The sequence below is a fragment of the Nonomuraea sp. NPDC050783 genome, from assembly GCF_040802095.1.
Taxonomy (GTDB): Bacteria; Actinomycetota; Actinomycetes; order Streptosporangiales; family Streptosporangiaceae; genus Nonomuraea.
This window is the reverse complement of the sequence record NZ_JBFAHK010000003.1, coordinates 378,000-403,695: the sequence shown is the minus strand read 5'-3', so window position 1 is coordinate 403,695 and position 25,696 is coordinate 378,000. Positions and strand designations below refer to the sequence as shown.

Annotated in this window: 24 protein-coding genes and 1 riboswitch; of the genes, 22 read left to right on the top strand and 2 right to left on the bottom strand. The window is 74.0% G+C overall.

Annotated elements, in window-relative coordinates; all coding sequences use genetic code 11:
* The first annotated feature begins 117 nt into the window (after positions 1 to 117).
* The 20 genes from AB0H75_RS09950 (at position 118) to AB0H75_RS09855 (ending at position 21,488) form a co-directional block, all read left to right on the top strand.
* Complete coding sequence (locus AB0H75_RS09950; protein WP_367793395.1) at positions 118 to 441, top strand: hypothetical protein; 324 nt, start codon at positions 118 to 120, stop codon at positions 439 to 441.
* Positions 442 to 573: 132 nt separating this feature from the next.
* Positions 574 to 1,761 carry a methionine adenosyltransferase gene (metK, locus tag AB0H75_RS09945; RefSeq protein ID WP_367793392.1) on the top strand — a complete coding sequence of 396 codons (1,188 nt, stop codon included), beginning with the start codon at positions 574 to 576 and terminating at the stop codon, positions 1,759 to 1,761.
* A gap of 1,239 nt (positions 1,762 to 3,000) precedes the next feature.
* The gene (locus AB0H75_RS09940) at positions 3,001 to 5,346 is read left to right on the top strand and encodes a primosomal protein N' (protein ID WP_367793389.1); all 2,346 of its coding nucleotides are present in this window, start codon (positions 3,001 to 3,003) and stop codon (positions 5,344 to 5,346) included.
* Between the two features lie 49 nt (positions 5,347 to 5,395).
* Positions 5,396 to 6,865, top strand: a complete 1,470-nt coding sequence (locus tag AB0H75_RS09935) for a hypothetical protein (RefSeq protein ID WP_367793386.1) — start codon at positions 5,396 to 5,398, stop codon at positions 6,863 to 6,865.
* Positions 6,866 to 6,902: 37 nt separating this feature from the next.
* Positions 6,903 to 8,258 (top strand): hypothetical protein, encoded by a 1,356-nt coding sequence (locus tag AB0H75_RS09930; protein ID WP_367793384.1) that lies wholly within the window; start codon positions 6,903 to 6,905, stop codon positions 8,256 to 8,258.
* Between the two features lie 28 nt (positions 8,259 to 8,286).
* Entirely contained in the window at positions 8,287 to 8,835 is a 549-nt protein-coding gene (gene def, locus AB0H75_RS09925; RefSeq protein ID WP_367793381.1) for a peptide deformylase, read from the top strand.
* Positions 8,836 to 8,840: 5 nt separating this feature from the next.
* The gene (gene fmt / locus AB0H75_RS09920) at positions 8,841 to 9,767 is read left to right on the top strand and encodes a methionyl-tRNA formyltransferase (protein ID WP_367793378.1); all 927 of its coding nucleotides are present in this window, start codon (positions 8,841 to 8,843) and stop codon (positions 9,765 to 9,767) included.
* A gap of 23 nt (positions 9,768 to 9,790) precedes the next feature.
* Entirely contained in the window at positions 9,791 to 11,287 is a 1,497-nt protein-coding gene (locus AB0H75_RS09915; protein ID WP_367793376.1) for an RsmB/NOP family class I SAM-dependent RNA methyltransferase, read from the top strand.
* An 80-nt stretch (positions 11,288 to 11,367) separates the two neighbouring features.
* The gene (rpe, locus tag AB0H75_RS09910) at positions 11,368 to 12,027 is read left to right on the top strand and encodes a ribulose-phosphate 3-epimerase (RefSeq protein ID WP_367793373.1); all 660 of its coding nucleotides are present in this window, start codon (positions 11,368 to 11,370) and stop codon (positions 12,025 to 12,027) included.
* Positions 12,028 to 12,062: 35 nt separating this feature from the next.
* Entirely contained in the window at positions 12,063 to 12,872 is an 810-nt protein-coding gene (locus tag AB0H75_RS09905) for an oxygenase MpaB family protein (protein WP_367793370.1), read from the top strand.
* A gap of 65 nt (positions 12,873 to 12,937) precedes the next feature.
* Positions 12,938 to 13,068, top strand: a riboswitch (FMN riboswitch).
* Between the two features lie 105 nt (positions 13,069 to 13,173).
* On the top strand, positions 13,174 to 14,403 hold the full coding sequence (gene ribD / locus AB0H75_RS09900) for a bifunctional diaminohydroxyphosphoribosylaminopyrimidine deaminase/5-amino-6-(5-phosphoribosylamino)uracil reductase RibD (protein ID WP_367793367.1): 1,230 nt from the start codon (positions 13,174 to 13,176) through the stop codon (positions 14,401 to 14,403).
* A gap of 3 nt (positions 14,404 to 14,406) precedes the next feature.
* Positions 14,407 to 14,997, top strand: a complete 591-nt coding sequence (locus AB0H75_RS09895; protein WP_367793364.1) for a riboflavin synthase — start codon at positions 14,407 to 14,409, stop codon at positions 14,995 to 14,997.
* Positions 14,994 to 15,659, top strand: coding sequence for a nicotinamide riboside transporter PnuC (locus AB0H75_RS09890; RefSeq protein WP_367793361.1), 666 nt, complete (start codon positions 14,994 to 14,996; stop codon positions 15,657 to 15,659). The genes AB0H75_RS09895 and AB0H75_RS09890 overlap by 4 nt, the downstream gene beginning before the upstream one ends.
* Positions 15,656 to 16,891, top strand: coding sequence for a bifunctional 3,4-dihydroxy-2-butanone-4-phosphate synthase/GTP cyclohydrolase II (locus AB0H75_RS09885; protein WP_367793358.1), 1,236 nt, complete (start codon positions 15,656 to 15,658; stop codon positions 16,889 to 16,891). Before AB0H75_RS09890 ends, AB0H75_RS09885 begins: the two co-directional genes overlap by 4 nt.
* Complete coding sequence (ribH, locus tag AB0H75_RS09880; protein ID WP_367793355.1) at positions 16,888 to 17,355, top strand: 6,7-dimethyl-8-ribityllumazine synthase; 468 nt, start codon at positions 16,888 to 16,890, stop codon at positions 17,353 to 17,355. Before AB0H75_RS09885 ends, ribH begins: the two co-directional genes overlap by 4 nt.
* Positions 17,356 to 17,374: 19 nt before the next feature.
* Positions 17,375 to 17,830 carry a PH domain-containing protein gene (locus AB0H75_RS09875; RefSeq protein WP_367793352.1) on the top strand — a complete coding sequence of 152 codons (456 nt, stop codon included), beginning with the start codon at positions 17,375 to 17,377 and terminating at the stop codon, positions 17,828 to 17,830.
* Between the two features lie 33 nt (positions 17,831 to 17,863).
* Positions 17,864 to 18,730 carry an AAA family ATPase gene (locus AB0H75_RS09870; RefSeq protein ID WP_367793349.1) on the top strand — a complete coding sequence of 289 codons (867 nt, stop codon included), beginning with the start codon at positions 17,864 to 17,866 and terminating at the stop codon, positions 18,728 to 18,730.
* Positions 18,723 to 19,841: a VWA domain-containing protein gene (locus AB0H75_RS09865; protein ID WP_367793346.1), complete on the top strand. Its 1,119-nt coding sequence runs from the start codon at positions 18,723 to 18,725 to the stop codon at positions 19,839 to 19,841. Before AB0H75_RS09870 ends, AB0H75_RS09865 begins: the two co-directional genes overlap by 8 nt.
* Positions 19,834 to 20,925 carry an XdhC family protein gene (locus AB0H75_RS09860; protein WP_367793343.1) on the top strand — a complete coding sequence of 364 codons (1,092 nt, stop codon included), beginning with the start codon at positions 19,834 to 19,836 and terminating at the stop codon, positions 20,923 to 20,925. The genes AB0H75_RS09865 and AB0H75_RS09860 overlap by 8 nt, the downstream gene beginning before the upstream one ends.
* Positions 20,922 to 21,488: an NTP transferase domain-containing protein gene (locus tag AB0H75_RS09855; protein WP_367793340.1), complete on the top strand. Its 567-nt coding sequence runs from the start codon at positions 20,922 to 20,924 to the stop codon at positions 21,486 to 21,488. The genes AB0H75_RS09860 and AB0H75_RS09855 overlap by 4 nt, the downstream gene beginning before the upstream one ends.
* On the opposite strand, the gene AB0H75_RS09850 is transcribed toward AB0H75_RS09855, so the two are convergent.
* Complete coding sequence (locus AB0H75_RS09850; protein WP_367793337.1) at positions 21,474 to 22,361, bottom strand: endonuclease/exonuclease/phosphatase family protein; 888 nt, start codon at positions 22,359 to 22,361, stop codon at positions 21,474 to 21,476. The genes AB0H75_RS09855 and AB0H75_RS09850 overlap by 15 nt on opposite strands.
* 93 nt (positions 22,362 to 22,454) lie before the next feature.
* On the opposite strand from AB0H75_RS09850, the gene AB0H75_RS09845 reads away from it, so the two are divergent.
* Complete coding sequence (locus tag AB0H75_RS09845; RefSeq protein ID WP_367793334.1) at positions 22,455 to 23,495, top strand: LLM class F420-dependent oxidoreductase; 1,041 nt, start codon at positions 22,455 to 22,457, stop codon at positions 23,493 to 23,495.
* A gap of 205 nt (positions 23,496 to 23,700) precedes the next feature.
* Positions 23,701 to 24,990 carry a dicarboxylate/amino acid:cation symporter gene (locus AB0H75_RS09840; protein WP_367793331.1) on the top strand — a complete coding sequence of 430 codons (1,290 nt, stop codon included), beginning with the start codon at positions 23,701 to 23,703 and terminating at the stop codon, positions 24,988 to 24,990.
* Positions 24,991 to 25,269: 279 nt separating this feature from the next.
* Here AB0H75_RS09840 and AB0H75_RS09835 read toward each other — a convergent pair whose 3' ends face one another.
* Positions 25,270 to 25,437 (bottom strand): hypothetical protein, encoded by a 168-nt coding sequence (locus AB0H75_RS09835; protein ID WP_367793328.1) that lies wholly within the window; start codon positions 25,435 to 25,437, stop codon positions 25,270 to 25,272.
* Positions 25,438 to 25,696: the final 259 nt, after the last annotated feature.

The following is a 25,696-nucleotide window of genomic DNA, read 5'->3' as shown; positions in this document are numbered from 1 at the left end:
GCGTGTAAGACCGATTACCCAATCACCTGTTGCGACACTCCCGTACGCCTGCGGATACTTGGGGCGAAGGGGGACGGAATGCCGCTGGGTACTGCTGTCAGGGATCGGTGTAGGACGTTGCTCGGCGACCAGGGGGACATCCGTTACGTGTTCCCCGCGTCCGCGACCGGACCGGCCGGCACCGGCCACTTCCTCGTCGTGGTCACCGACACCGCCATCGCGGTGCTCGCCACCAGGACGCTGAGGACCGACCGCCCCGTCGGCGTGTACGCCGAGTTCCCGCGCCGCACCCGCCTCGGCCCCATCCTGCCCGGGCCGCGGATCGAGCTGGGCTCGCTCGCCTTCGACTTCGACGAGGAGTACGCCGCGGTGGTGGCCGCCGCCGACGCGGAGGCGTTCGCGCCGGAGACGCTGCCGCCCGACCCGCTGCCACACCTGTGACTGCCGGGACGCGTGGGCGCGGTTTCGCGACCCGGCACCGGGTGGGGCTAGACTTCGGCGAGGCCCCGGCGAGCGTCCCGATGTCCCGGGCCGTCGATTCGTCAGCAGCCGCTGCATTGAGGAGCCACTGAGTTGTCACGTCGCCTGTTCACCTCCGAGTCGGTCACCGAGGGCCACCCGGACAAGATCGCCGACCAGATCAGTGACGCGATTCTCGACGCCATGCTCAAGGACGACCCCAAGAGCCGGGTCGCCGTCGAGACGCTCATCACTACCGGCCAGGTTCACGTCGCAGGCGAGGTCACGACCGAGACCTACGTCGACATCCCCGGCGTCATCCGCGAGAAGATCCTGGAGATCGGCTACGACGCCTCCCACAAGGGCTTCGACGGCGCCTCGTGCGGCGTGTCGGTGTCCATCGGCGCCCAGTCGCCCGACATCGCGCAGGGCGTGGACGACGCCTACGAGCACCGCGTCGAGGGTGACGGCGACGAGCTCGACCGCCAGGGGGCGGGCGACCAGGGCCTCATGTTCGGCTACGCCTGCCGCGAGACCCCCGAGCTGATGCCGCTGCCGATCACGCTGGCCCACCGCCTGGCCCACCGCCTGTCGCAGGTCCGCAAGAACGGCACCGTCCCCTACCTGCGGCCCGACGGCAAGACCCAGGTCACCATCGAGTACGACGGCGACCGACCGGTCCGCCTCGACACCGTGGTCGTCTCGACCCAGCACGCGGCCGAGATCGACCTCAAGGAGATGCTGACCCCCGACATCAAGGAGCACGTGGTCGACCCCGTGCTCGCCGACCTCGACCTCGACATCGAGGGCTACCGGCTGCTGGTCAACCCGACCGGCCGCTTCGAGATCGGCGGCCCCATGGGCGACGCCGGGCTGACCGGTCGCAAGATCATCATCGACACGTACGGCGGCATGGCCCGCCACGGCGGTGGCGCGTTCTCCGGCAAGGACCCGTCCAAGGTCGACCGCTCGGCCGCGTACGCCATGCGCTGGGTGGCCAAGAACGTCGTCGCGGCCGGGCTCGCCGACCGGTGCGAGGTGCAGGTGGCGTACGCGATCGGCAAGGCGCAGCCGGTCGGCCTGTTCGTCGAGTGCTTCGGCACCGAGAAGCTGCCGGTGGAGCAGATCCAGAGCGCCGTGCTGCAGGTGTTCGACCTGCGCCCGGCCGCGATCATCCGCGACCTCGACCTGCTGCGGCCGATCTACTCCGAGACCGCCGCCTACGGGCACTTCGGCCGCGAGGGCTTCTCCTGGGAGTCCACCGACCGCGCCGAGTCCCTCCGCACGGCCGCCGGCCTCTGACCACCCGGCCGCCCGCCCTTTCCCTCCTGACGGGCCTCAGGCCCTGGTCGGCCTCGGGTCCTGACGGGGCTTGGCTCGTGATGGGGCTTGGGTTCTGATGGGGCTTGGGTCCTGACGGGGCTTGGCTCGTGATGGGGCTTGGGTTCTGATGGGGCTTTGGGCCTTGGCGGGGCTTGGCTCGTGATCGGGCTTCGGTCCTGATAGGGCTTTGGGCCTTGACGGGGCTTGGCTCGTGACGGGGCTTTGGTTTCTTTCGCGCGGCCGCCGTTTTCCGGCGGCTGCGCGGCTTTGATCGGGCGGGCCCCGATCGGCGGTGCGGCTTTCGGGCCGTGCGGTCTCCGATCGGGAGCCCGGCCTCTTGGTCGCGCTGCCTGGGCGGTGGTGCGGTCTCGGGGGTTGCGCGAACCCTAGAGGCCGCCATCCCCGAGGGCCGCGAACTCCGGTGGCCCCATCCTTGATGGTCGCGAGCTCCGGGTGGCCCAGCCCTGGTGCTGCGAGTCCTGGTGGTCGCGCGCGTGCCGAGCCGCCGGTTCCGATGACCGCCGGTTCCGATGACCGTTGGTCCAGATGATCGTTGGTCCAGGTGGCCGTTGGTCCGGATGCTCCGCCGTCCGGTCGGCGGTCCGACGGCGGCGCGAACGGCCGGCGTCCGACGAGCCGCCGGGCACCCGCCGAACTGCCGGACGCCCGATGCGCCGGTGCATCCCGGCGAATCGCCGAGCCCCTGAGGGCACTCCGGCGTTTGGCGGGCTCAGGGGCCTGAGGGCCGCCGGATACCCGATGGGCGTCAGGCGTTCGCGGAGTCGTCGGGCGTTCGAGGGGCGTCAAGCGTGTGAAGGGCCTACGCATGCCCTGCCCGGCCGGCACCTGGCCGCTCGTCCGACGCCTGGCCGCTCGTCCGACGCGTGGCCGTCCATCCAACGGCTGCCCATCCAACGGCTGCCCATCCAACGGCTGCCCATCCAACGGGCGGGTCGTGCAACGGGCGGGTCGTGCAACGGACTGTTCGTCCGATGGACGGACCTGCCGTTGACGGGCCTTCGTCCGTGGGACTTGCTGCCCGTGCGGTCCTTCGTCTGGCCGGGGGTCCCTCTGGCGGTGGGTCGGTGTTGTGGCCGTTCGGGTGTTTACGGGGGCTCGGTTGGGCGGTCCTCTTCAGCTGAGCGGTGGATTCGTTCGTTCGGGCGAGGGGATCGGGGGTGGGCGTCCGGGGTCGGCCCGGTCTGGTAGACGTAGTGCGTGACCGACTCCGACGACGCCCTCCTGCCGCTCGACGCCGTGCGGCCCCCGGCCTCGTCCAAGGAGTCGGCGAAGGACACCAAGGGCGCCGTCGTCCCCGCCCCCGAGCGGCCCGTGGCCAGGATCGCCGTGGACAACCCCCTGCCCCACCTCGACCGCCCCTTCGACTACCTGGTGCCCGCCGCCATGCACGAGACGGCCGAGCCGGGGGTGCGGGTGCGGGTGCGGTTCGCGGGCAAGCTGGTGGACGGCTTCCTGCTGGAGCGGGTGGACGAGAGCGACCACGAGGGCCGCCTGACGCCGCTCGAACGCGTGGTGTCCCCCGAGCGGGTGCTGACCCCCGAGATCGCCGGGCTGGCCAGGGCGGTCGCCGACCGCTACGCGGGCACCCTCATCGACGTGCTCCGCCTCGCCGTACCGCCCCGCCACGCCAGGGCCGAGGCCGAGACGCCCGGCCCGCCCCAGGACGAGGACCGGGGCCAGGACGAGCCGGAGAGCCCCCGGGAAGGGGCGCAGACGCCCGAGGACGCCCCCGGGAGTGCCTGGGACGCCTACCCCACCGGCCCGTCCTTCCTGGACGCCCTGCGCGGCGGCAGGGCGCCGCGCGCCGTCTGGTCCGCGCTGCCCGGCGCGCGCGGATGGACCAGGCCGATGGCCGAGGCCGTGCGGGCCACCCTGGACGGCGGCAGGGGAGCGGTGGTCGTGGTCCCCGACGGCAAGGACGTGGCGCTGGCCGACGCCGAGTTCGCCCGCGTGCTGGGCCCCGGCAGGCACGTCGCGCTCACCGCGGACCTCGGCCCGGCCGAGCGCTACCGCCGCTGGCTGCGGGTGCTGCGCGGCCAGGTGCGGGCCGTGGTCGGCACCCGGGCGGCCATGTTCGCCCCGGTCGCCGAGCTGGGGCTGGTGGCGATCTGGGACGACGGCGACGACCTGCACGCCGAGCGGCTGGCCCCGTACCCGCACGCCCGCGAGGTCCTCGGCCTGCGCGCGCACCGCACCGGCGCGGCCATGCTGATCGGCGGATACGCCCGTACCGCCGAGGCCACCCAGCTCGTCGCCGGGCGCTGGGCCCGGCCCATCGTGGCCGCCCGCACCACGATCAGGAGCCTCGCCCCCAGGGTCAGGCCCGCGGGGGAGGACGCCGAGTTGGCCAAGGACCAGGCCGCCCGGCAGGCCCGGCTGCCCAGCCTCGCCTGGCGTGCCCTGCGGCACGGGCTGGACGGCGGCGGGCCGGTGCTGGTGCAGGTGCCGAGGCGCGGCTACCTGCCCGCCCTCGCCTGCCACCACTGCCGGACCCCGGCCCGTTGCGTCCTGCCGCCCACCCGCACCCTGCTCGTCCCGCCCGCCGTCCCGCCGTCCGGCGGGCCCGCCCCGGACGGCCCGGGCCCGATCGCCATCCCGCTCCTCGCCCCGGCCGGATCATTGTCCGGTGCCCCGGGCCGCTCGCCGTCCGGTGCCCACTCCCGCGCGTCGTCCGGCTCCGCGGCCCGGTGGCCGGACGAGAGGCCCCTCCCCGGCGAGCCGGGGCAGGGCGATCCGGCCGGGCTCCCGCTGGAGGCCGGTGGGGCGCCGGCCGCGTCGTGCCACGGCCCGCTGGCCCTGCGTGGCGGCCACGCCGCCCCCTACTGCCGCTGGTGCGGCCGGGTGGACGCCGCCTGGCGCTGCCCCTCGTGCGGCAGCCCCCGCCTGCGGGCCGTGGTCATCGGTGCCCGCCGCACCGCCGAGGAGCTGGGCCGGGCCTTCCCGTCGGTCCCGGTGCGCACGTCCGGCCGCGACGGGGTGCTGGCCACCGTGCCCGCCACCCGCGCCCTGGTCGTCGCCACGCCCGGCGCCGAGCCGGTGGCCGAGGGCGGGTACGCGGCGGCCGTGCTGCTGGACGGCTGGGCGCTGCTCGGCCGGGCCGACCTGCGGGCCGCCGAGGAGGCCGTGCGCCGCTGGATGAACGCCGCCGCCCTGTTGCGCCCCGCCGCCGAGTTGGTGGTGCTGGCCGACGCCGCGCTGCCCGCCGTCCAGGCCCTGGTGCGCTGGGACCCGATCACCCACGCCGAGCGCGAGCTGGCCGACCGGGCCGAGCTGGGGTTCCCGCCCGCCGTGCGGATGGCCACGCTCACCGGCCCGGCCGCCGCCGTCCGGCAGATGCTGGACGAGGCCCACCTGCCGGCCGACGCGCAGGTGCTCGGCCCCGTCCCCGTGGACGACGCAGGCCAGGAGCGGGCCATGATCCGCGTGCGCAGGAACGGTGGCGCGGCGCTGGCGACGGCCCTCAAGGGGGCGAGCGGGGTCCGGGCGGCGCGTAAGACACCAGATGTCGTGAGGGTGAGTGTCGACCCGCTCGACCTGATTTAGGTTGTTTCCCCGATTCGCTCATCTGGGGACCAGCCGTTAGCGTGCCCATGTGTCGATCGAATGGGTGAACCAAGCCATCGACGACCTGCGCGCCTGGGGGCGCGCGCGGGAAGTCGAGGTGGACGCGGACGAGGTCCGCCTGCTCTGCGACTACGCCAGCGACTACCTCAACGTCAACGAACTCGGTGATTTCACTCCCGAAACCTTCGACGAGCTGCTTCTGTCCATCTACCCGCGCAAGGTCATCGCACCTCCGGAGAGCGCCCCTGAGACCATCGCCGCCGCCCGCACCCTGGTCGCCTATCTCAGCGAGACCGGCGCCGTCCCCGAGGAGCGGGCCGCCCGCATGCGCGAGCGCATCGCCGACATCGAGCCGCGCCTGCCCGAGGCGCTCGCCGATACCTCCAACTTCGGCATGGCCAAGAGCCTGTTCAGCTCCATCGGCCCCGAGTCGCTGGAGCAGTCGGTCGCCATCCCGTCCGGCGAGGTGCCCGACCTCGGCGAGGCGCCCTGCGACTGTCCCGGCTGCACCCCGCTGCCCGCCGCCCGGCTGGCTCCGCCGGGCGAGCTGGCCGCCGCCCTGGGCGCCGTCCCCATGCTGCGCGAGCGGCCACTGCCCGGCGCGGACGAGCCGCTGCGCGAGTGGGCCGAGGCCGTCGCCGGCATCGTCGAGCGCGACCCGCGCGGCTCGGTCACCGGCTCCGCCGAGATCGACGAGGGCCTGTACGACCTGTTCGACATGCTCTACCGGCTGCAGGTGCCGGTGCCGGTCGGCGTCATCGGCGACTACCTCGACGACCTGTCCGGCGACGGCCACGGCGACCTCGACGCCGTGCTCGCCCGCCTGTCCTGGTGCGGCCTGATCGAGGTCCGGGACGGCGAGGCGGAGCTCACCCCGCTGGCCGTCTGGGGCCTGCGCGAGCACTACCTGTCGCTCGGCCTCGACGCCCCGCAGGCCCCCGACCTGGCCGAGGCCGACGCGTTCGGCCTGATCCAGGGGCTGCTCGAAGGCGTGCCCGCCGAGCTGGCCGAGAGCGACATCGACCGCTGGCTCAGCGGCAGGACGCCCGGCGAGGCCGCGGGCGAGCTGCTGTCGGCCGCCTCCGGCGCGCCCGCGGTGGCGCGCGGCATCGCCGTCACCATCGTCGACCGGCTCGGCCCCGAGGCCGAGCCCCAGGTGCGCGAGCACCTCGACGACCCCGAGCTGCGCCCGCACGCCATCCACTGGCTGGCCACCCGGGGCCTGCCCGCCCCGCAGCTCACCCAGGACGAGCTGCTGTGGGTCAGCGTCGACATGCTCGCCCTGGCCATGCCGGCCGCCGAGGAGGACCCGGAGATCTTCGCCGAGAACATGGCGGCCTCCGGCCCGCCCGCCCATATGATCGAGGAGATGTGGCGGGTCGACCACCCCGACGTCGTGGACGTCCTGGAGCTGCTGGGACGTTCCATTCCCGATGGCACGGTCGCCAAGGCGGCCCGCAAGGCGGCCTTCAAAGCCCGCTCCAGGACGATCCATTGAGTACGCTGATGTGACTGCTGTGCAGTAAGTTTCGTGAGTGGCCAACAACGTCTTCGACCTCGCCGAGCTGCGCAAGCTGATCGATGAGCAGGCCGCCGTGCCCCCACGGCAGCCCGAGGCGCCTCCCGCTGAGGAGCACGAAGCGCTGACCTTCCCGCCGGTGCTGCTGGCGTCCGACGCCGAGCTGGCCCGGGCGGTGCCCGAGGTGCCGCTCGTCGCCGACGCCGTCCGGCTGACCGCCTGGACGGGCGAGCGTGCGGTGGGCGCCGACGGGCACCTGAGCGAGGCCGACACCGCGATCGCGGCCGCCAGGCTCGGCCTGACCGCCGACCGGTTGCGCCTGGTCTGGGTCGTCGCCGTCAACACCGGGCTGCTGCGGATCGTGGCCGGGCGCGCCTCCAGGGGGCCGCTGTCGATGCAGCTCACCGTCGAGGCCGCGCTGGAGTTCTGGGACGGCGTGGTGATGGACGTCCTCGACCGGGCCGACCAGGGCCTGACCGGCTCGGCCGTGGTGGACGGCCACCTGGCCGAGATGCTGGCCACCATCTACTCCGTGCGCTCCGGCGTCGCCACGGCCAACCTCGCCCGCGGCATCCTGCAGTCCCACGAGGTCGCCTGCGACCCCGGGCAGGCCGAGATGCGCAGGCTCGCCGCCGCGCTGCCGGCCGAGCTGCTGCAGGCGCTGTCGCTGCTGACGTACTGCGGGCTGGTCGAGCAGACGCCCGCCGGGCGCACCGCGCTCACCCCGCTCGGGGTGTGGGCCGTCCGCCGCGACCTGCTGCGCGAGGGCCACGACGCGCCGACCACGGAAGAGGTGGAGGTCTTCGCCGACCTGTCGGCGGCCGAGCTGGTCGAGGCGCTGGTCAGGGGCACCGCCACGCAGAGCGCCGTGGCCGGGTGGCTGGAGCGCCGCCCGCCCGAGTCGGCCGCGCGCGACCTCGTCGCCATCGCCGCCACCGGCACCGCCGGGCAGCGCGGCGCGGTGGGCGCCATCCTGGAGGAGCTGGGGCCCGAGGCCGAGGCGCCCCTCAGGGAGGCGCTCGACCAGCCGCTCGTACGCCGCTACGCCGCCTCCTGGCTGCACATCCGCGACCTGCCCGCCCCGGCGCTCAGCCCCGAGGACCACACCTGGCTCGCGGTCGACTCGCTGGCCGCGCTCCTGCACCTGTCGGGGTCGCAGCCGTCCGGAGACCGGCTCTCCGGGCCCGCCGCCCGGCTCGACCCGCCTGAGGACCTCGTCAAGCTCATCGGCGAGATGCCTGCCGTCGGCCACCCCGACACCCTCGCGGTGCTCGACCTGCTGGCCGCCCGCCACGACGACGGGTCGGTGGCCAAGGCGGCGCGCAAGGCGGCCATGAAGGCACGCTCGCTGGAGCACACTAAACTGGGCTGATCCCTCATCGACGAAACGGAGTGACCCTTTGGCGATCCAGCCGATCCGGCTGTTCGGAGATCCGGTGCTGCGCACCCCGGCGGCCCCGGTCGTCGACTTCGACAAGGAGCTCCGCAAGCTGGTCAAAGACCTCACCGACACGATGATGGACGCGCCGGGCGCGGGCCTGGCGGCCCCCCAGATCGGCGTCGGCCTGCGGGTGTTCACCTACTACGTGGACGACCAGCTCGGCCATCTCGTCAACCCCGACCTCGACCTGTCGTCCGAGCTGGACGAGGAGGGCGAGGAGGGCTGCCTGTCCTTCCCCGGGCTGTCGTTCCCCACGCCGCGCGCCGTGCGCGCCGTGGCCAAGGGCTTCGACATGCACGGCGAGCCGGTCACGCTGGAGGGCACCGACCTCATGGCGCGCTGCTTCCAGCACGAGACCGACCACCTCGACGGCATCCTGTTCATCGACCGCATGGACCCCAAGCAGCGCAAGCTCGCCATGCGGGCGGTCCGCGAGGCCGAGTGGAGCGGGCTGTCCGCGCCGGTCGTCAAGTTCTCGCCGCACGCCACCGGCGGAAAGGCGCTCTGACAGGCATGCGTCTGGTCTTCGCGGGCACGCCGGGCACGGCGCTGCCGTCGCTGCGCACCCTGATCGACTCGCCCCGGCACGAGGTGGTGGCGGTCGTCACCCGTCCCGACGCCCAGTCCGGGCGCGGGCGCCAGGTCCATCGCTCGCCGGTGGCCGAGCTCGCCGAGGAGGCGGGCATCGAGGTGCTGCGCCCGCGCAAGGCCGGCGACCCCGACTTCCTCGACCGGCTGCGGGCGCTGGAGCCCGACTGCTGCCCCGTGGTCGCCTACGGCGCGCTGCTGCCGCAGTCCGCGCTCGACGTGCCCCGGCACGGCTGGGTCAACCTGCACTTCTCGATCCTGCCCGCCTGGCGCGGCGCGGCGCCCGTCCAGCACGCCGTCCTGCACGGCGACGAGATCACCGGCGCGACCACGTTCCGGATCGTCAAGGAGCTGGACGCCGGGCCGGTCTACGGCGTCGTCACCGAGGAGATCCGCCCCGGCGACACCAGCGGCACGCTGCTGGAGCGGCTGTCGGTGTCCGGGGCCGGGCTGCTGGCCGCCACGCTCGACGGCATCGAGGACGGCACGCTGGAGGCCCGCCCGCAGCCCGCCGACGGCGTCACCATCGCCCCCAAGATCAACGTCGAGGACGCCCGGGTCGCCTGGGACAAACCCGCCATGCACGTCGACCGGCTGATCCGGGCCTGCACGCCCAACCCGGGGGCGTGGGCCACGTTCCGGGGCCAGCGGGTCAAGCTCGGCCCGGTGCGGCCGGTGCCGGGGGAGCGGCTGGCTCCCGGCGAGATCGCCGCCACCAAGGCGCGGGTGCTCGTCGGCACCGCCACCGACGCGGTGGAGCTGGGTGAGGTGCAGCCGCAGGGCAAGCGGCTCATGGAAGCCGTGGAGTGGGCTCGCGGAGTCCGCCCGGAAGGCAGCGAGATCTTCGAGTGAGCCGGCGGGGGAAGTTCGACGGCATGAGCGGCGCGGACGGCCAAGGACAGGGACAGGGCCGTGGCGGCCAGGCGCGTGGCCGTGGCGGTCAGGGCCAGGGGCGCGGCGGGCAGGGGCGCGGCGGGCGGCGGGTGCCGAGGGACGAGGCCAGGATCGCCGCCTTCGACGTCATCCGCGCCGTGGACGAGCGCGACTCGTACGCGAACCTGCTGCTCCCGCGCGTCCTGCGCGAGCGCGGCATCAAGGGCCGCGACGCCGCGCTGGCCACCGAGCTGGCCTACGGGACGCTGCGCGGCCTCGGCACCTACGACGCGATCATCGAGGTGTGCAGCGACCGCGCGCCCGACCCCGACGTGCGCGACGCGCTGCGGCTCGGCGCCCACCAGCTCCTGCGCATGCGCGTCCCGCCGCACGCCGCCGTCGGCACCACGGTCGACCTGGTACGCCTGCGCGTGGGCCCCGGCGCGGCCAAGTTCGCCAACGCCGTGCTGCGCAAGATCGCGTCCAGGACGATCGACGAGTGGCTGCCCATCGTCGCGCCCGACCCCGTCACGGACCCCGTCGGCCACCTGGCCGTCGCGCACGCCCACCCCCGCTGGATCGTCTCCTCCTTCCGCGACGCGCTGGGCGGCGACGACGAGCTGCCCGACCTGCTGGCCGCCGACAACGCCCGCCCCCTGGTGACCCTGGTCGCCCGGCCTGGGCGCAGCTCGGTCAAGGAGCTGGAGGAGGCCGGGGCCACGCCGGGCCGCTACTCGCCGTACGCGGCGTACCTGGGCGAGGGCGACCCCGGGCAGATCGAGGCCGTGGCGGATACCCGCGCGGCCGTCCAGGACGAGGCCAGCCAGCTCGTCGCCCTCGCCCTGACCCGCGTCCCGCTCGCCGGCGCACCGGCCGCGGGGCGGGCCGAGGGGGAGGCGGGGGAGCTGTGGCTGGACATGTGCGCCGGCCCCGGCGGCAAGGCGGGCCTCCTGGACGCCATCGCCACCCACGGCGACGAGGCCGGCGGGCGGTCGGCGTTCCCCGGCGGGGCGCGCCTGCTGGCGGCCGACGTCCAGTACCACCGGGCGCGGCTGGTCTGGCAGACCACCCGGCGGGCGGCCGTCGTCACCGCCGACGGCACCGAGCCCGCCTGGCGTCCCGGCGGCTTCGACCGGGTGATGCTCGACGCGCCCTGCACCGGGCTGGGCGCGCTGCGCCGGCGGCCCGAGGCCCGGTGGCGGCGCGACCCGGCGGGCATCGCCGAGCTGGGCAGGTTGCAGCGGCGGCTGCTCGGCACCGCTCTTGACGCGGTCCGGCCGGGCGGGGTCGTCGCGTACGTCACCTGCTCGCCGCACCTGGCCGAGACCCGGGTCGTGGTGGGGGACGCCGTCGCCGGCCGGCCCGACGTGGAGCAGCTCGACGCCCGCTCCTACCTGCCCGAGGTCGACGGTCTCGGCGCCGGCCCGCACGCCCAGTTCTGGCCCCACCGCCACGGCACCGACGCCATGTTCCTGGCCCTGCTCCGCAAACGCCCCTGACGCTCCGGCGCCCGGCGGGGACGGGGGCCGGGCGGGCCGCGGGGAGCGGGCGGCGGCCGTTCACTAGACTGGGCGGAATCATGGCCGTACAGATCTCGCCCAGCATCCTCGCCGCCGACTTCGCCCGCCTCGCCGACGAGGCCGCCGCCGTGCCCAACGCCGACTGGCTGCACGTCGACGTCATGGACTACCACTTCGTGCCCAACCTGACGCTCGGGCTGCCCGTGGTCGAGGCGCTGCGCAAGGCGACCCCGACGCCGCTCGACTGCCACCTCATGATCGCCGATCCCGATCGCTGGGCGCCCCAGTACGCCGAGGCGGGCGCGGGCAGCGTCACCGTCCACGCCGAGGCCGCCAAGGCGCCGGTCCGCACGCTGCGCGAGATCCGCTCCCAGGGCGCGCGGGCCGGGCTCGCGCTCAACCCGGCCACGCCGGTCGAGCCGTACGAGGACCTGCTGCCCGAGCTCGACATGCTGCTGCTGATGACCGTCGAGCCGGGCTTCGGCGGGCAGAAGTTCCTCGATGTGGTGCTGCCGAAGATCCGGCGGGCGCGGGCGCTGGTGGAGCGGCATGGCGGCTCGATCTGGGTGCAGGTCGACGGCGGCGTGGACGCCGGCACGATCGGGCGTTGCGCCGAGGCGGGCGCCGACGTCTTCGTGGCGGGCAGCGCCGTCTACGGCGCCTCCGACCCGTCCGCGGCGGTGGACGAGCTGCGGGCGGCCGCCGCGCGCGCCTCTTGACATGAACGACCGGCCGGCTGGGTAATTATTCACTTATGAGCGACCTTGGCATCTTCGGTCCCACTTCGGTGACCTGGCGGGTGATGGGCGAGCCCATCCTCCTGGTCGGCGGCTTCCGCGCGCTGCTGATGCAGGGGCTGCACCCGAGGGCGATGCGCGGCGTGCTGCAGAACTCCGCGCTCATGGACCCGGCCGAGGCCTGGTCGCGCTTCCAGCGCACCACCGAGTTCGTCCGCGTCCGCACGTACGGCAGCACCGAGGAGGTCGAGCGGGCCGGGCGCCGGGTCCGCAAGATCCATGCCACGCTGACCGCCCACGACCCCGACACCGGCGCCACCTTCCGGCTCGACGACCCGGCCGCCCTGCGCTGGGTGCACGTCGGCGAGGTCGACTCCTACCTGTCGGTCGCGCGGCGGGCGGGCGTGCGGCTGAGCGACGCCGACGCCGACGCGTTCGTGGCCGAGTGGCGGCGCGCCGCCGAGGTGGTCGGGCTCAAGCCCGAGGACGTGCCCGGCTCGGTCGGCGAGCTGCGCGACTACATCGAGGCCGAGCGGCCGGGCCTGCGCTTCGTCCCGGAGGCCGCCCACCCGCTGCGCCTGTCGCTCAACGCCCCGCTGCCGCTCCTGCTGGCCCCGCTCAAGCCCGCCCTGCCCGCGCTCACGCTACTGGCCTTCGCCACGCTGCCGCGCTGGGCCAGGCGCCTGTACGGGCTGCCCGCCACGCCCGTCGGCGACCTGTGGGCGACGGCGGCCCTGCGTACCCTGCACACCGGCATCGGGCTGGTCCCGCCGCAGGTCCGCTACGCCCCGGCGGCCCGCAGGGCGCGCCGGATGATGGCCGCCTGAATTCCGGTACGGGGGGCGGTCGCGCCCGACGTTTCGGACATGGCACACTGATGGGAGAAGAGAGCTAGCGTGCTCCGGGGTCGGTGAAATTCCGAACCGGCGGTGATAGTCCGCGACCCGGCCGATGCCATCGGCCGGTTGACCCGGTGGAACTCCGGGACCGACGGTCAAAGTCCGGATGGGAGGTAGCGCGCGAGGTGTCCGGCGTATCCGCCGGATGCCTTCTGTGGTGCATCACCGCATCACGTGAGTCCCCCGGGGCCCGCCGTGGCTGGAAGCTACTGGCGAGTAGGAGACCCGGGTGGAGGTACCCGAGCAGGACGCCCTGCACGATGCCGGGCACGATGCTGGGCACATGGCGCGCGCCGTCGCGCTGGCCGCGCGCGGCCACGGCACCACCAGCCCCAACCCGGTCGTGGGCTGCGTCGTGCTGGACGCGGGCGGAGCGGTCGCCGGCGAGGGGTTCCACGCGTACGCGGGCGGGCCGCACGCCGAGGTCGTGGCCCTGGCCCAGGCGGGCGAGCGGGCCAGGGGCGGCACCGCGTACGTGACGCTGGAGCCCTGCGACCACACCGGGCGCACGGGGCCGTGCAGCCGGGCGCTGCTCGACGCCGGGATCGCCCGCGTGGTGGTCGCCGTCGCCGACCCCAACCCCCGGGCGGCGGGCGGCGCGGCGCGGCTGCGGGCCGCCGGGGTCGCCGTGACGACGGGCGTGCTGGCGGCGGAGGCCGAGCGGGTCAACGAGGAGTGGCTGACGTACGCGCGGCTCGGCCGGGCCCACGTCACCTGGAAGTTCGCCGCCACGCTGGACGGCAGGTCGGCCGCCGAGGACGGCACCAGCAAGTGGATCACCTCGCCGCAGGCGCGGGCCGACGTCCACCGGCTGCGGGCGGCCGCCGACGCGATCGTCGCCGGCGTCGGCACCGTCCTCGCCGACGACCCCCACCTGACCGCCCGCCCCGCCCCCGCACCCGATGCCGCGCCCGATGCCGCGCCCGGGGCCGTCGTTTCCGGTGCCGCCCTACCCGATGCCGCCGCACCCGGAACCGCCGGGACCGCCGGGACCGCCGGGGCCGGTGGCGGGCCGCTGCGGGTCGTGGTGGACAGCGACGCGCGCACGCCCCCGGACGCCCGCGTGCTCGACGACGAGGCCCCCACGCTCCTCGCCGTGGCCGCCGACGCCGGCACCGGCCATCTCCCGCCGAAGACCGACGTCCTGCGCCTGCCCCGCTACGGGAGCGGCCTCGACCTGCGGGCCCTGCTGACGGAGCTGGCCGCGCGCGAGGTCGTCAGCGTGTTCCTGGAGGGCGGCCCCACGCTCGCCGGAGCGTTCCTGCGCGAGGGCCTGATCGACCGCGTGGTCGCGTACGTGGCCCCCGCGCTGCTCGGCTCCGGCCGCGCCGCGCTCGGCCCGGCCGGGGTGAGCACGATCGGCGCCCTTCACCGCCTGACTTTTGAGGAGATTTCCCCGATCGGGCCGGACATCCGGCTGATCGCCCGCCCCATCGCACAACCCAGCAGGGAGCAATGATCGATGTTCACCGGAATCATTGAGGAAAAGGGCGAGGTCGTCGCCGTCGAGCAGGACGGCGGCGGCGCCCGGCTGTCCGTGCGCGGCCCGCTGGTCACCTCCGACGCCCGCCACGGCGACTCGATCGCGGTCAACGGCGTCTGCCTGACGGTGGTCGAGACCGCGGACGACGTCTTCGGCGTGGACGTCATGAGGGAGACGCTCGAACGCAGCTCCCTCGGCGCGCTGACCCCCGGCGCGGCGGTCAACCTGGAGCGGGCCGTACGCGCCGACCAGCGCCTCGGCGGCCACATCGTGCAGGGCCACGTGGACGGCACCGCCGTGCTGCTGTCCCGCGCTCCCGGGGACAACTGGGACGACCTGCGCTTCTCCCTGCCCGGGACGCTGAGCCGGTACGTCGCGGAGAAGGGCTCGATCGCGATCGACGGAATCAGCCTGACGGTCACCACGGTTGACGACGACGGCTTCGGCGTGAGCCTCATCCCGACCACGCTGCGGCTGACCACTCTGGGCGAGCGCCGGGTGGGCGACCTGGTCAACCTTGAGGTCGATGTGATCGCGAAGTATGTGGAAAGGCTGGTGGTCAAGCAGTGAACTGGGCAAACGCCGGATTCACGATATTCGGCACACATGTGCTCTGGACGGACCTGGTCGGCAACATCGCCGCGCTCTCCACGGTGCTGCTGGCCATGCGCAAGTCGATGTGGACCTGGCCGGTGCAGTTCGCCGGCGCGGTGTTGCTGTTCATCGCCTCGATCAGCGTGCACATCACCGGCAACGCGCTCAAGCAGGCGCTGTTCGCGGGCCTGGCGGTCTACGGCTGGTGGGCGTGGCGGCGCGGCACGCAGGACGGCAGGCAGCTGCCCATCAGGCCGGCCGTCTGGTGGGAGCGGTCGCTGCTGATCGGCGGCCTGCTGGTGGGCACCGCCCTGGTCGGGCTGCTGTTCTGGTTCACCAAGCTGTCGTGGGGCGCGCAGGTGCCGCTGCCGAAGGGCGCGTTCCTGGTGGCCGCCGACGCCTACATCTTCGTCGGCAGCGCGATGGCCACCTGGGCGCAGGGGCGGGCGCTGACCGACTTCTGGATCGTGTGGGTGGCCGTGGACCTCGTCGGGGTGCCGCTGGCGTTCAGCTCCGGGCTGGTCGTCTCCGGATGGGTGTACGGGGTGTTCTTCGTGCTGGTAGTCATCGGGTTCGTCAAGTGGCTGCGGGAGTACCGGGAACGGACGGCCCCGCCGCAGGTGGCGGTGGCCCGATGAATAAGCCCGTGAGCGAGGACAGGATCGAGCTCGACCCGATCGAGCGCGCCATCGAGGACATCCGCAACGGCAGGCCCGTCGTGGTCGTGGACGACGAGAGCCGGGAGAACGAGGGCGACCTCATCTTCGCCGCCGTCAAGGCCACGCCCGAGCTGTGCACGTTCGCGATCCGGCACACCAGCGGCGTGATCTGCGTGGCGATGGAGGGCAAGGAGCTCGACCGGCTCGGGCTGCCGCTCATGGTCGTCCACAACAAGGAGCGCATGCGCACGGCGTACACGATCACTGTGGACGCCCGCGACGGCGTCACCACCGGGATCTCCGCCGCCGACCGGGCCAGGACCATCCGCACGCTGGCCGACTCCGCGACCGAGCCCAACGAGCTGGTCCGCCCGGGGCACGTCTTCCCGCTGCGCTACCACGAGGGCGGCGTGCTGGCCCGGCGCGGCCACACCGAGGCCGCCGTGGACCTGGCCCGCCTGGCCGGCCTGTCGGGGGCCGGGGCGCTGGCCGAGATCGTCAACGACGACGGCAGCATGGCCCGCCTGCCCGAGCTGCGCCGCTTCGCCGACGAGCACGACCTGGCCCTGGTCTCCATCGAGCAGCTCGTCGACTACCGGCGGCGGGCCGAGAGCATGGTCACCCGGGTCGCCGAGACGCGCCTGCCCAACGTCTACGGCGTGTGGCGCGGCTACGGCTACGCCAGCGCCCTGGACGGCGGCGAGCACATGGCGCTGGTCTACGGCGACCTCGGCGACGGCGAGAACGTCCTGGTGCGGGCGCACTCCGAGTGCCTGACCGGCGACGTGTTCGGCTCGCTGCGCTGCGACTGCGGGGTGCAGCTCGACAACGCGATGTCGGCCATCGCCCAGGAGGGCCGCGGCGTGATCGTCTACCTGCGCGGGCACGAGGGCCGGGGCATCGGCCTGCTGGCCAAGCTCAAGGCGTACAGCCTGCAGGACAACGGCTCCGACACCGTGGACGCCAACCTGGAGCTGGGGCTGCCGGTGGACGCGCGGGAGTTCTCCAACGCCGGGCAGATCCTCGCCGACCTCGGCGTCAGGTCGGTGCGGCTGCTCACCAACAACCCGGCCAAGCTCAAGGGCATGGACGGGTACGGCATCAAGGTCCTCGGCCGCGAGCCCATGCCCGTGGCCATGAACCCCTACAACGAGCGATACCTCAAGGCCAAGCGCGACCGCCTCGGCCACGACATCTCGGAGGCTTCATGAGCGGGCAGGGACGGCCGGCGGCCACGGCGCCGGACGCCGCGGGCCTGACGGTGGGCGTGGTGGCGGCGAGCTGGCACGCCGAGATCACCGACCAGCTCGTGGCGCGGGCGGTGCAGGCCTGCGACGACAGCGGCGCCCTGGCCACCGTGGTGCGGGTGCCGGGGTCGCTGGAGATCCCGGTGGTGGCCCAGGCGCTGGCCCGCCGCTGCGACGCGGTGGTCGCGCTGGGCGCGGTGATCCGCGGCGAGACCGCCCACTTCGACTACGTCTGCGACTCGGTGACCTCCGGCCTGACCCGGATCTCGCTGGACGAGCGGACCCCGGTCGGCAACGGCGTGCTCACCTGCGACACGCTCGACCAGGCCCTTGAGCGCTCGGGCCGGCCCGGCAGCAAGGAGGACAAGGGCTACGAGTCGGCCGTGGCCGCGCTGGAGACCGCCCTCCTGCTGAGGGACCTGGCCTGACCTGCGGTAGGTTCTCCTCGTGCCCGAGCCCGCCGTCCCGCCGCCGCCCCTGCCCGTCACCTGGCGTCCGCGTGTCCCGCGCCTGGTCGCCTACGGCTTCGCCGCGCTGGTCGTGGCGGGGGCGGTGGTCATGGCGATCCTCATCGCCGAGCCGTTCAAGCTGCCTGACCGGATCGCGATCGTGGCGTTCGGCGGCGCGGTGGCGTACGTGCTGCACCTGCTGGGGCGGGTGCGGGTGCGGGCCGACGCCGACGGCCTCACCGTCGTCAACGCCGTCCGCACCCACCGCTACGCCTGGGCGCAGGTGCTGGACGTCACGCTGGCGGAGGGCGACCCCTGGCCGCGCGTCGACTTCTCCGACGGCCGCTCCATCGGCGCGATGGGCATCCAGGGCTCGGAGAAGGAGCGCGCCCGCCGGGCCACGGCCGAGCTGTCGGCCCTGATCCACGAGCGCGGCGAGGCGCCCGAGAGCTAGCCTGAAAGCGTGCTGCGGCCGACAATCAGGACAATGGACATCCAGTCGCCGGGAAAGCTCGTCGAGCTGCTCGACCGGCACGCCTATCTGGCCGACGAGGGGCTGGCGACGGCCGCGTTCCTGGCGCTGCGGATGGGGCGGCCGCTGTTCCTGGAGGGCGAGGCCGGGGTCGGCAAGACCGAGCTGGCCAAGACCCTGGCGGCGCTGCTCAAGGCGCCGCTGATCCGGCTCCAGTGCTACGAGGGGCTGGACGCCGCCCAGGCCCTGTACGACTGGGACTTCGCCCGCCAGCTCCTGCACCTCAAGGCCGCCGAGGCGGCCGGGGTCACCGACGCCGCCCGGCTGGAGGGCGAGATCTACGACCGGCGTTTCCTCATCGCCCGCCCGCTGCTGAAGGCCGTCGAGACGCAGCCCAGCGTGCTGCTGGTGGACGAGATCGACCGGGCCGACGACGAGTTCGAGGCGTTCCTGCTGGAGGTCCTGTCCGACTTCACGATCTCCATCCCCGAGCTGGGCACGATCAGGGCGAAGAAGCCGCCGGTGGTCGTGGTGACCTCCAACCGCACCCGCGAGGTCCACGACGCGCTCAAGCGGCGCTGCCTCTACCACTGGCTGGAGCACCCGAGCTTCGACCGCGAGGTGGCCATCCTGCTGCGGCGGCTGCCCGCCTGCACCGAGACCCTCGCCCTCCAGGTGGCCAGGGCGGCCGAGCGGCTGCGGCAGGCCGACCTGGTCAAGCCGCCGGGGGTGGCCGAGACCCTCGACTGGACGGAGGCCCTGCTCACCCTGGGCGCCAGGGAGCTGGACCCCGGGCTGGCCGCCGCCACGCTCGGCGCGGCGCTGAAGTACCGGGAGGACGTGGCCAACGTGCTCGGCAACGGGCTGCTCCAGCATGGCTGACCGCGGGGCCGGCGACCCTCTGGAAGGGCTGGCCGCCACCCTGACCGGGTTCGCCAGGACGTTGCGGGCGGCCGGCGTCGGCGCCGACCACGACCGCACGCGGAGCCTGCTGGCGGCGCTGGACCACCTCGACGTCACCGACCGCGCCGGCCTCTACTGGGCCGGCCGCGCCACGCTGTGCGCCACCCCCGACGACCTGCCCCGCTACGACCGCTGCTTCGCCGCCTACTTCGGCGGGCAGCGCGCCACGCTCGCCCGCGCCGCCGTCACGAGCGTCACCCGCCACCTGGCCGCCCGCGAGGACGCGGACGGGCAGGAGGAAGGCCGCGACGGCCGCGACGACCCGTCGGCCGCGCCCGCGACCGCGAGCCGCGCCGAGATCCTGCGCCACCGGGACGTGGCCAGGCTGACCGAGGCCGAGCGGGCCGAGGTGCACCGCATGCTGGCCCTGCTGCGCACGGGCCGGGCGCGGCGCCGCTCGCGCCGCTTCGCCGAGGCCCCGCGCGGCGCGCTGGACCGGCGCCGCACGATCCGCGAGGCGCTGCGCACGGGCGAGGTGGCCGGGCTGCGCCACCGCAGGCACGCCACCCGGCCCCGCGCGGTGGTGCTGTTCGTGGACGTCAGCGGATCGATGGCCCCGTACGCCGAGACCCTGCTGCGCTTCGCCCACGCGCTGGTCAGGAGCGAGCCGCGGGCCACCCGCGTCTACTCGGTCGGCACCCGGCTCACGCCGATCACCGCCGAGCTGCGCCACCGCGACCCGGGCACCGCGCTCGACGAGGTGTCCAGGGCCATCCCCGACTGGAGCGGCGGCACCCGGCTCGGCGCGGAACTCAAGGAGTTCCTCGCCCGTTTCAGCGCACGGGGCGCGATCGTGGTGATCGCCTCGGACGGATGGGAACGCGGCGACCCCGGGCTGCTGGCCACGCAGCTGGCCCGGCTGTCCAGGCAGGCGTACCGGATGATCTGGGTCAACCCCCACAAGGGGTACGAGGACTACCAGCCGCTCACGGGCGGCATGCGGGCCGCCCTGCCGTACCTCGACGACCTGGTGGCCGGGCACAGCCTGGCCGCCTTCGAGCGACTCAGCGAAAGGCTCGCCCATGCGTGACGTGCTGCCGGAGATCATGCGCTGGTGGAGGTCGGGGCTGAAGTTCGGGCTGGCGACGGTGGTGAGCACGTTCAGCAGCGCGCCGCGCCCGCCGGGCGCGGCGATGGCGGTGCGCGGCGACGAGGTGGTCGGCAGCGTCTCCGGCGGCTGCGTCGAGGGCGCGGTGTTCGAGCTGGCCACCGACATCGACGCGCCGGTGCTGCAGCGGTACGGGGTCAGCGACGACGACGCCTTCGCCGTCGGGCTCACCTGCGGCGGCATCATCGACATCCTCGTCGAGCCCGTCTCCCTGGAGACCTTTCCGCAGCTCGGCGAGGTGGCCGCGTCGATCGGGGCGCACGAGCCGGTCGCCGTCGCCACCGTGGTGTCCGGCCCCGGCCGGGTGGGCGCGCGCCGCGTCATCTGGCCCGGCCGCGCCTCGGGCAGCCTCGGCCCGCGCCGCCTGGACGAGGCCGTGGACGACGACGCCCGCGGCATGCTCGCCCAGGGCGCGACCGGCGTCAGGCGCTACGGCGCGGAGGGGGAGCGGCGGCTGGACGACCTGGCGGTGTTCGTGCACTCGTTCGCGCCGCCGCCGCGGATGCTGGTGTTCGGGGCGATCGACTTCGCCGCGGCGGTGGCCAGGGTCGGCAAGTTCCTCGGCTACCACGTCACCGTCTGCGACGCCCGGCCCGTCTTCGCCACCGCCAAGCGCTTCCCCGACGCCGACGAGGTCGTGGTCAAGTGGCCGCACGACTACCTGGCCTCGGTCCAGGTGGACGAGCGCACCGTGATCTGCGTGCTCACCCACGACCCGAAGTTCGACGTCCCGCTGCTGGAGGTGGCGCTGCGCACCGGCGCCGGCTACATCGGCGCCATGGGCTCGCGCCGCACCCACGAGGACCGCCTGGAGCGGCTGCGCGAGGCCGGGCTCACCGGGGAGGAGCTGGCCCGGCTGCGCTCGCCCATCGGGCTGGACCTCGGCGCGCGCACCCCCGAGGAGACGGCCGTGTCGATCGCCGCCGAGCTGATCCAGCTCCGCTGGGGCGGCACCGGCCGCCCGCTGTCCACGACCGAGGGCCGCATCCACCACGAGAACGCATGATCGCCGGGCTGCTCCTGGCCGCCGGCCGGGGTGCGCGGCTCGGCACGCCCAAGGCGCTGGTCGGGTACGCGGGCGAGCGCCTGGTGGACCGGGGCGTGCGCCTGCTGGCCGAGGGCGGCTGCCACCCGGTCGTGGTGGTGCTGGGCGCGGCCGACGCGCAGGTACGCGGCGCGGTCACCGTGCGCAACCCCGACTGGGCCTCCGGCATGGGCTCCTCCCTGCGCGCGGGCCTGGCCGCGCTGCCCGCCGAGGCGGCGGCCGTCGTGGTGGCGCTGGTCGACCAGCCGCTGATCCGGCCAGGGGCGGTACGCGCGCTGATCGCCGCGCGCGCCGGGCTGGCGGTCGCCACGTACGGGGGCCGGCCCAGGAACCCGGTGCTCATCGCCCGCGAGCACTTCGCCGGGGTGGCCGAGCGGGCGGTGGGCGACGTCGGCGCCCGCGCGTTCCTGCGGGCCCATCCCGAGCTGGTCACCGAGGTGCCGTGCGACGCCCACGGCGACCCCGCCGACATCGACACCCCGCAGGACCTCGAAGCCCTCCGGGCGGGCCTACAGGCGGAATGAGGCGACGGCGGCGCGGTGGTCGCTGCCGGTGGCCGGGGCCACGCCCGCCCTGGTGGCCGTCATGCCCTTGAACAGGATGTGGTCGGGCCGGGTGACGGGGAACTCGGCCGGCCAGGTGAAGCCGAACCCGTCGCCGGCGACGCTCTGCGCGTCGGTCAGCGGCGGGGTGAGGCCGCGCATGCCGCGGTCGGTGGTGGCGGTGTTGAGGTCGCCGAGCAGCAGGATGCGCTTGCCGGGGTCGGCGTCGACGAGCTCGCGGGCCCGGGCCAGCGAGGCGTCGCGGGAGGCGGTGTGGCCGGGGCGGGCCGAGGCCAGGTGCATGACGTAGACGGTGACCTTGCCCTTGGGGGTGGCGGCCACGGCGCGCAGGGCGCGCGGCCAGCCCATGCCGACGTCGAGCGGCGCGGTGCCGGTGAGCGGGTAGCGGCTCCACAGGCCGACCGTGCTGACCGCGTAGTGGTACTTGAACATCTTGTTGAGCTGCTTGGCGGCCGGGCCGCCGGGCGTCAGCTCCTGCGCGGCCAGCAGGTCGAGGTCCTTGGCGATGGCCCGGACGGCCTCGCCCGAGGCGTCGTTGCGCACGCCGACGTTGACCGTGCCCACCGACAGGTCGCCGGCGCCGCCCGGTGACGTGCGCAGCAGCGTCGAGCCGAACATGGCCGCCCACACCACCCCGGGCACCAGCGCGGCCGCGGCGGCCACCGTGGAGCGGGCCAGCGCGGCGGCGAGCAGCAGCGCGGGCACCGCCAGCCCGATCCAGGGCAGCAGGCTCTCCAGCACCGGGGTGAACCCGCCGAGCGTGGGGATCAGCCCATGACCCGCCAGGGCCGCGGTCACGACCGCCGACAGCACCACGACAACCCGACTCAGCACCCGTCACAGGCTAGCCGCTCCACCACCGGCATCCGACGCGATAGCCTGGTCGCGTCGAAACGGAACATCATTCGGTTCATGGGGAGCCCCGGCATGCGCATCGGTATGGCACTCAACTACTCGGGCGGCTTCAAGGAGACCGTCGCCGAGCTGGCGGACTACGAGAAGGCCGGGCTGGACATCGTGTTCGTGGCCGAGGCCTACTCCTTCGACGCGGTCAGCCAGATGGGCTACATCGCGGCCAGGACCGAGCGGCTGGAGATCGCCTCCGGCATCCTGCAGATCTACTCGCGCACGCCGACGCTCATGGCCATGACGGCCGCCGGGCTGGACTTCGTCTCCGACGGGCGCTTCACGCTGGGCATCGGCGCGTCGGGGCCGCAGGTGATCGAGGGGTTCCACGGGGTGCCGTACACCGCGCCGATCGGGCGTACCAGGGAGATCATCGAGATCTGCCGCAAGGTGTGGCGGCGCGAGCGCCTGGAGCACCAGGGACGCTACTACCAGGTGCCGCTCCCGCCCGGCCAGGGCACCGGCCTGGGCAAGGCCCTGAAGATCATCAACCACCCGGTGCGCCCCCGCATCCCCATCGTGGTCGCCGCCATCGGGCCCAAGAACGTCGAGCTGGCCGCCGAGCTGGCCGAGGGCTGGGAGCCGATCTTCTACGTGCCGGAGAAGGCCGGCGAGGTGTGGGGGGAGGCCCTGGCCGCCGGCAGGGCCAAGCGCGACCCCGAGCTGGGCGAGCTGGACGTGATCGCCCAGGCGTCCCTGGCGATCGGCGACGACGTGACCGGGCTGCGCGAGTTCGGCCGGCCGATGGCGGCCCTCTACATCGGCGGCATGGGCGCCAAGGGCAAGAACTTCTACAACGACCTGGCCCGCCGCTACGGCTACGAGAAGCAGGCCGAGCTGATCCAGGACCTCTACCTCGCGGGCAAGAAGGAGGAGGCCGCCGCCCAGGTGCCGGCCGAGCTGCTGGAGAAGATGTCGCTGATCGGCAGCGAGGGGTTCGTGCGCGACCGGGTGCAGGCGTTCAAGGAGTCGGGGGTGACCACGCTCAACGTGGCGCCGCTCGGGCGTACGCACGAGGAGCGGGTGCGGCTCATCGAGCGCATCAAGGACATCGCCGGCTGATCCAGCGAGTGGGATGAATCACTCTTTTCGGGAGGAATGCTCCGGGTCTCACCGGTGTTGAAGCGCCTCGTGAGGTTCTCCGTGGTGATCGTGCTGCTCGTGGAGCGGCTGCACGTCGACCTGTGCCGGCTGCACACGTCGCTGTGTCGCTGACCCCGCGACCCGTCGATCCATCCCACCCCTCACCTATCGGAGCTTTTCTCCCGTGAAGAGATTCTCTTTCTCGCTCCAGCTCCTCGTCGGCCTCGCCGCCGGCGTGGCGCTGGGCTTCGCCGCCCGCGTCTGGGACGTGGCCTGGCTGGCCGAGACCCTCAGCAGGGTCGGCCAGATCTTCGTCCAGCTCCTCAAGCTCGCCGTGCCGCCGCTGGTCTTCACCGCCGTGCTGGTCAGCGTGGCCAACCTGCGCAACGTCAACGGCGCGGCCAGGCTCGCCACCAAGACCCTGATGTGGTTCTTGATCACCGCCGCGGTCTCGGTGACCCTCGCCATCGGGCTCGGCCTGCTCATCGCCCCCGGGCGCGGCGTCACCCTCGACACCGGCGCCGCCAAGGCCCCCGACCACGCGGGCACCTGGCTCGACTTCGTCACCGGCATCCTGCCCACGAACGTCGTCACCGCCTTCACCGAGGTGAACGTCCTGCAGATCGTCTTCCTCGGCGCCGTGCTCGGCGCGGCCGCCCTGGCGGTCGGCGAGAAGGCCGAGCCGCTGCTCGCCCTCGGCCGTTCCGTGCTGGAGCTGGTCCAGAAGGCGCTGTGGTGGGTCATCAGGCTCGCCCCCATCGGCACGGCGGGCCTGATCGGCAAGGCCGTGGCCACCTACGGGTGGGACCTGCTGGCGCCGCTGGCCAAGTTCAGCGCCGGGGTCTACATCGGCTGCCTGCTGGTGCTGCTGGCCGTCTACCCGACCGTGCTGGCCGTCTGGGGCAAGGTCAACCCCGTGCAGTTCTTCCGCAACGCCTGGCCCGCGATCGAGCTGGCGTTCGTCTCCCGCTCGTCGGTCGGCACGCTGCCGCTGACGCAGCGGGTCACCGTCGAGCGCAACGGCGTGGACCGCGACTACGCCTCCTTCGCCGTGCCGTTCGGCGCCACGACCAAGATGGACGGCTGCGCCTCGGTCTACCCGGCGCTGGCCGCGATCTTCGTGGCCCAGGTCTTCGGCGTGCCGCTGGGCCTCGGCGACTACCTGCTGATCGCGTTCGTCTCGGTCGTCGGCTCCGCCGCCACCGCCGGGCTGACCGGCGCGACCGTCATGCTGACGCTCACCCTCAGCACGCTGGGCCTGCCGCTGGAGGGCGTCGGCCTGCTGCTGGCCATCGACCCGATCCTCGACATGATGCGCACCGCCACCAACGTCGCCGGCCAGATGGTCGTGCCCGTGGTGGTGGCCCGCTCGGAGGGCCGCCTCGACACGGCCGTCTTCAACGCGCCGCCGCAGTCCCTCGACGACGCCCCGGCCACCGGGCGGCCGCGCGTCCCTGAGCCGGCCGCGGCCTGACCGCGACGCGAAGGGCGGGAAGCTCCGTGCTTCCCGCCCTTCGCGCTGTCTGGAGGAGCCCCGTGCCGACCGCTCCGGATTTACGCCCGGAGGAGAAGCGCCGGTGCCGTCGCGACGCCCCGCGTTTCTCGGATCGTTCGTCAGCGTGCGGCTGGATCGGGCGCGATGACTTCGAGCGCCTGGGTCCGGCGCTGTCGTCATCCGCCGCGAGTCGTTCCTTCCGGCGAGTGACATGGACGGTTCTCCCCGGGGGTCGGGCTGTGCCCGTCGAGGCGCCGGTCATCCAAGATCGAATTGAATGCCGGCGTCGGCGCGCTTCAGGCGGCGCAGCGTGGCCGCGTCCTCGCGCACCCAGCGGTGGTCCCGTGTGTGCTGCGGCGCGATCTTCCGGGCGACCTCCAGGGCCCGGTGCACGTGGTCGCCGCCGAGGCTGACCGCGACGGACACTTCGTGGATGCGTACCGAGTGCGGGCCGAGTGCGGGCCGAACGCGGTGCCCGCGTACACGCCCTCGGGCACCTGGACGCCGAGACGGCGTGCCTCGGCGAGGTGGGTGTCGGTCCCGGCCACGTCACCGGCGCGGCCGGCGATGACCGCTGCCCGCATGTGCAGGGCTCCGCGGGCGGCGGCTGTTCCGTTGTCGTCCGGCGACGGGGCGGCGTCGAGGGCGTGCTCCAGTGCGCGCAGGCCCGCCGCGTGGGCGCCGG

Excerpts from the sequence above, each read along its gene's own strand:
- fmt (WP_367793378.1), top strand. The coding sequence starts at position 8,841 with ATGCGTCTGGTCTTCGCGGGCACGCCGGGCACGGCGCTGCCGTCGCTG.
- AB0H75_RS09915 (WP_367793376.1), top strand. The coding sequence starts at position 9,791 with ATGAGCGGCGCGGACGGCCAAGGACAGGGACAGGGCCGTGGCGGCCAG.
- rpe (WP_367793373.1), top strand. The coding sequence starts at position 11,368 with ATGGCCGTACAGATCTCGCCCAGCATCCTCGCCGCCGACTTCGCCCGC.
- AB0H75_RS09905 (WP_367793370.1), top strand. The coding sequence starts at position 12,063 with ATGAGCGACCTTGGCATCTTCGGTCCCACTTCGGTGACCTGGCGGGTG.
- AB0H75_RS09895 (WP_367793364.1), top strand. The coding sequence starts at position 14,407 with ATGTTCACCGGAATCATTGAGGAAAAGGGCGAGGTCGTCGCCGTCGAG.
- AB0H75_RS09885 (WP_367793358.1), top strand. The coding sequence starts at position 15,656 with ATGAATAAGCCCGTGAGCGAGGACAGGATCGAGCTCGACCCGATCGAG.
- ribH (WP_367793355.1), top strand. The coding sequence starts at position 16,888 with ATGAGCGGGCAGGGACGGCCGGCGGCCACGGCGCCGGACGCCGCGGGC.
- AB0H75_RS09870 (WP_367793349.1), top strand. The coding sequence starts at position 17,864 with ATGGACATCCAGTCGCCGGGAAAGCTCGTCGAGCTGCTCGACCGGCAC.
- AB0H75_RS09865 (WP_367793346.1), top strand. The coding sequence starts at position 18,723 with ATGGCTGACCGCGGGGCCGGCGACCCTCTGGAAGGGCTGGCCGCCACC.
- AB0H75_RS09860 (WP_367793343.1), top strand. The coding sequence starts at position 19,834 with ATGCGTGACGTGCTGCCGGAGATCATGCGCTGGTGGAGGTCGGGGCTG.
- AB0H75_RS09855 (WP_367793340.1), top strand. The coding sequence starts at position 20,922 with ATGATCGCCGGGCTGCTCCTGGCCGCCGGCCGGGGTGCGCGGCTCGGC.
- AB0H75_RS09845 (WP_367793334.1), top strand. The coding sequence starts at position 22,455 with ATGCGCATCGGTATGGCACTCAACTACTCGGGCGGCTTCAAGGAGACC.